The following is a 4,608-nucleotide window of genomic DNA, read 5'->3' on the forward strand; positions in this document are numbered from 1 at the left end:
CCCCCGCGGGGTGTAGGTGTAGGTCGCGGTCCCGTCCGAGAGCAGCCGGTTCCGCTCGTCGACACTCGCCGCCGCACCGTTCACCGACGTGCGGTTACCCGCCGCATCCCAGCCGTACGTCGTGGTCGCCCCACCCGGGCCGGTCCAGGAGACCAGCCGGTTCGACCGGTCATAGCCGTAACTCTGGTTCCCCGACCCGGACAGACCCGACGGAGACAACGTCTCGGTCAGCCGGTTGTCGTTGCTGTCGTAGCCGTAGGTCGCCGCCCGCAACGTCCCACCCGGACCGGTCAGAGTGTCCGTCGTCGTCCGACCCAGATCGTCATAACCGAACGTCCGGACCGCCCCACCCGACGCATACGTCACCGAGGTCAGCTGACCGGCATCGTCATACACCAGGCCGCGGGTACCACCCGTGGCCGCACCCGTCGTCGACGTCAGATCATCCCGGGCGTCATAGCCGAACGACGACACCCCGGCCGCGTCCGTCCGCGACACCATCCGACTCGAACCGTCATAACCGAACGACGCACTGCCCGCCGGCCCCGCACTACCCGTCAACAGATCCCGGTCGTTATAGGTGAACGACACACTGCCCGACGGATGGTTCACCGACGTCACCCGGCCGGCCAGGTCATAGCCGACCGACCGCGACGCCGCCGCCGCACCCCCACCCGACCCGGACTCGGCGGTCAGCCGGCCCAGCGCGTCGAACGTCCGCGCCCGGGTCACCCCACCCGGCGCCAGCACACCCACCGGCAGCCCACCGGCGTCGTAGGACCTGAGTTCGGTCACCCGCCCATTTTCGATCATGGTGTAGTACGTTGACCTGGGGCGATGGGTGCCTGGTGGGTGGTTATGAGGCACTAATTGGTGCTCTACGGTGTGGTCGTGGCCTGGATTCGGCGGGTGCGGACGGCGCCGGGGGCGACGGCTGTGCAGATCGCCGAGTCGGTCGGGGGCCGGCGGCGGATCGTCGCGCATGTGGGTTCGGCGCATACCGAGGCCGAGCTCGGGGTGCTCATCGCGCGGGCCCGGGAACTGTTGGAGGCTCCGGGCCAGGGCGAGCTCGGGGTCGAGCCGGTCGCGGTGAGGACCCCGCTGCTCGGCAAGGCCGGCCCTGCCCCGGCGGTTCTGTTCGACGTGGCCGTGGAACCACCGCGTGGGCGGGTGGCGGTCGCTGGGCCGCGGGTGGTCGCGACCGGCTCGCGGGTGCTCTACGACGTGCTCGTCTCGGTGTTCACGTCGTTGGGGTTCGACGCCCCGGGCGACGAGGTGTTCCGGGACCTGGTGATCGCCAGGCTGGTCGAGCCGACGTCGATCCTGGACACCGGCAGGGTGCTGGTGGACCTCGGCGCCACGCCGGCGAGTGAGAAGACGATGCGCCGTACTCTGCTGCGCGCCCAGCGGGACGGCTACCGCGACCAGTCCGCGGGGCTGTGTTTCGCCCACGCCGGGGCCGCTGGTGATGTCTCGCTGTGTCTCTACGACGTGACCACGCTGTACTTCGAGGCCGAGAAAGAGAACGAACTGCGCCGGGTCGGCTACTCCAAGGAACGCCGCGTCGACCCACAGATCGTCGTCGGGCTACTCGTCGACCGGTACGGGTTCCCGCTCGAGATCGGCTGCTACGAGGGCAACCGGGCCGAGACCGCGACGATCCTGTCGATCGTCCGCCAGTTCAAGAACCGTCACGGCCTGGAGAACCTGGTCGTGGTCGCCGACGCCGGCATGCTCTCGGCGGGCAACCTGCGCGACCTCGACGAGGCCGGGTTCGGGTTCATCGTCGGCCCCCGGGTCACCAAGGCGCCGATCGATCTGGAGTCCCACTTCCGCTGGTACGGCGACGCGTGCACCGACGGGCAGATCATCGACACGATCACTCCCAGAAAGGGCCGCAACCGGGACAACGACGTTGCGGTGAAGGCCGGGCCCGTCTGGGACCGGGAACAGCACCCCGCGTCGTGGCGGGCGGTCTGGGCCTACTCCGCCAGACGCGCCGCCCGCGACACCAGGACCCTCACCGCCCAGGAGAACCGCGCCCGCGCCGTCGTCGGGGGAGAAAAGACCGCGCGCACCCCGAGATTCGTCACGGTCAAAGGCAACGCCACCACCCTCGACGAGGCCAGCCTCGCCCGCGCCCGCCGACTCGTCGGCCTCAAGGGCTACGTCACCAACCTCCCGGTCACCGTCCTGACCACCCACGAGGTCATCGCGAACTACCACAACCTCCGGCACGTCGAGCAGTCGTTCCGGATGTCCAAGACCGACCTCGCCGCCCGGCCCATGTTCGTACACACCAAAGACGCGATCGACGCCCACCTGACCATCGTGTTCACCGCGCTCGCCGTCGCCCGCGCCATCCAGAACCGCACCGGCCTCGCGGTCCGCAACGTCATCCGACAGCTCCGCCCACTCCGCTCCGCGACCATCGCGATCAACGGCGCCATCCAGACCTTCCCACCCGAACTCGACCCCGAACGCAGAACCCTGCTCGACGCCCTCACGGGCAAGGCACTAACCAAATGACCGAACTCAGGCGTGGTCGCGGTGCTGGCCTTCGGCCTGGGCCAGAGTGAACGGGCTGTCGGTGAACACCGTGTGGTAGCGCCAGGCGGTGAACAGCTCCCCCTGGCCAGCCGCCGCCTTGCGGTTGAGGTCTTTGACCCGGCGTACGACGAGGCGGCCGTCGGTGCGGTGTGCTCGGCTGGAGGCGAACGCGGTGTAGGGCACCTCGGCGATCTGCGCGTCCGAGATCCACTGGCCGGTCTGTTCGTCCCAGATCGCGCGGGGGTAGCGGATCGGTGTCCAGGCATCGTCGCCGATCGCGGCGACCGTCCGCGCACTCTTGCGGTCGAGTGGGGTGGTGATGGAGAAGTGGGCGCCGCCACGGCGGCAGGCCGCCACGACCGCCCCGGAGTAGAACGCCGAGTCCATCCGCACGAGCAGAGTTCCGGTGGCGCCGGTCTGGCGGGCGGTGGTGACGGTCTCGGCGACGAACGACGCCGCGCCGCGGGCGGAGCCGGCGTTGCCGCCGCGCAACCGTGTGGCGGCAACGACCGGTGCCGCGGTCGGGGTGGACAGTGTGCCGACCAGCGCGTTCAGCCCGCGGACCAGCAGCGATTTTCCTGCGATTGTGGTGTGGCCGAACGCGGCGCCCTGCTTGGCCGGGCCGTAGACCCGCCGCTGGCAGGAGTCGACGTCGACGAACGCCAGCACGTCGGCACCAGACAGCGACGGCGCCTGGGCGGCCAGACCCGCCCGCAGCAGCCGGTTGACCTTGCCCAGCTGGCGGACGTTGCCCCAGTCCAACGCCCGCAGGAACGACCCGAGCGTCGAAGGGGCGCGGACTCCGCCGAACAGGTCGCCCACCGCGCCGTGGCGCAGCAGTCCCATGTCCTCGATGGAGTCGGCGCCGGCGAGCATGTCAGCGACCAGGCACCCCACCTTCGCCGGGGCGTTGACGCCCTTGGGGTCGGCCGGTCGTAGGTGTTCGGTGACCAGCTCGGGCAGGCCGGCGCGTTCGCCCAGCCGCATCACCGGGACGAGTCCCGCGCAGGCGATCAGGTCAGGGTCGTCGAACCGGACGTGGGTCCTCGAGGCCGCATGCAACAATCGCACGTGCGAAGTGCCCTCTCGATCGGGTGGACGGAAGCGTAGAGAACTCCCATCCTCCCAGCTGAGGAGTGAATTACCGGACCACGGAGGGGCTGGGTCGGGACGTGCGGGATCGCGCAGGGACCCGGTGCTGGTTGGTCCGCGCGTACGGAATGCCGATCTGGTGCTTTGGGGTCAGGCCGCGGGTTCGATAGTGACGGTGTAGCCGAGCTTCTCCAGTTCGCCGACGAGAGTGTTCTTTCGTTTCTCCGGGTTCCGGCGGCGGCGGGTGTGCCAGTCACCGCCGAGGTCGTGGTACTCGGTGTTGCCTGCGACGATGTGCCAGTAAGCGATCAGAATGTCGTGGCGGGTCGTCCCGATCGCTTTCTGGACCCCGCGACGGCCCCGGACCTGGGCATGATGCGACGCCAGATAGGTGTTCTTACTCCGGGCCGCGGCCCACGCCGCCTCGGTCAACGAGGTGCGTAACCATTTGTTCCCGTGGCGGGTACGGCCAGACAGCCGTTTCCCGCCCGAGGTGTGGTTCCCTGGGCAGATTCCCGCCCAGGACGCCAGATGCCCCGCGGTCGGGAACCGAAACATGTCGATCCCGACCTCGGCGAGCAGCACGATCGCGGTGACCCTACCCACCCCCGGAATCGTCGTGACCCGGTCCACCGTCTCCACAAAAGGGGCGATCATCACCTCAATCCGCTGGTCGAGCTCGGCGATCTGCTCGTCACACAGATCGATCCGTGCCAGCAGCTGCGCGGCGAGAAAACCGTGATGACCCGAGCGGAACGTCCCGGCCAACGCCTCGGTCAGCGCAGGGATCTTCCCCCGCAGCCGGCCGCGAGCCAGCTCGGCGAGATACTCGGGGTTCCGCTCCCCGGCGATCATCTTCTCCAGGATCGCCCGGCCCGAGACCCCCAGCAGCTGCGACGCCACGCTGGTGAGTTTCACCCCGGCGTCCTGCATCAGCTTCTCCAACCGCTGGACCTCGCGGGTCTT

4 protein-coding genes are annotated in these 4,608 nt (G+C 69.3%); 1 reads left to right on the forward strand and 3 read right to left on the reverse strand.

Annotated elements, in window-relative coordinates; all coding sequences use genetic code 11:
- On the reverse strand, positions 1-795 hold a 795-nt coding region (locus tag AC5LUJ_RS22165), incomplete at its 3' end, for a hypothetical protein (RefSeq protein WP_493465665.1).
- Positions 796-891: 96 nt separating this feature from the next.
- Between AC5LUJ_RS22165 and AC5LUJ_RS22170 the strand changes: the two genes are divergently transcribed.
- Positions 892-2,529: an IS1634 family transposase gene (locus tag AC5LUJ_RS22170; RefSeq protein WP_250287295.1), complete on the forward strand. Its 1,638-nt coding sequence runs from the start codon at positions 892-894 to the stop codon at positions 2,527-2,529.
- A gap of 6 nt (positions 2,530-2,535) precedes the next feature.
- Here AC5LUJ_RS22170 and AC5LUJ_RS22175 read toward each other — a convergent pair whose 3' ends face one another.
- Entirely contained in the window at positions 2,536-3,621 is a 1,086-nt protein-coding gene (locus tag AC5LUJ_RS22175) for an IS1380 family transposase (protein ID WP_250287292.1), read from the reverse strand.
- Between the two features lie 171 nt (positions 3,622-3,792).
- Positions 3,793-4,608: IS110 family RNA-guided transposase (locus AC5LUJ_RS22180; RefSeq protein WP_493465666.1), on the reverse strand; the 816-nt coding region annotated here is incomplete at its 5' end.

The organism is Protofrankia sp. CiP1_Cm_nod3 (genome assembly GCF_982290655.1).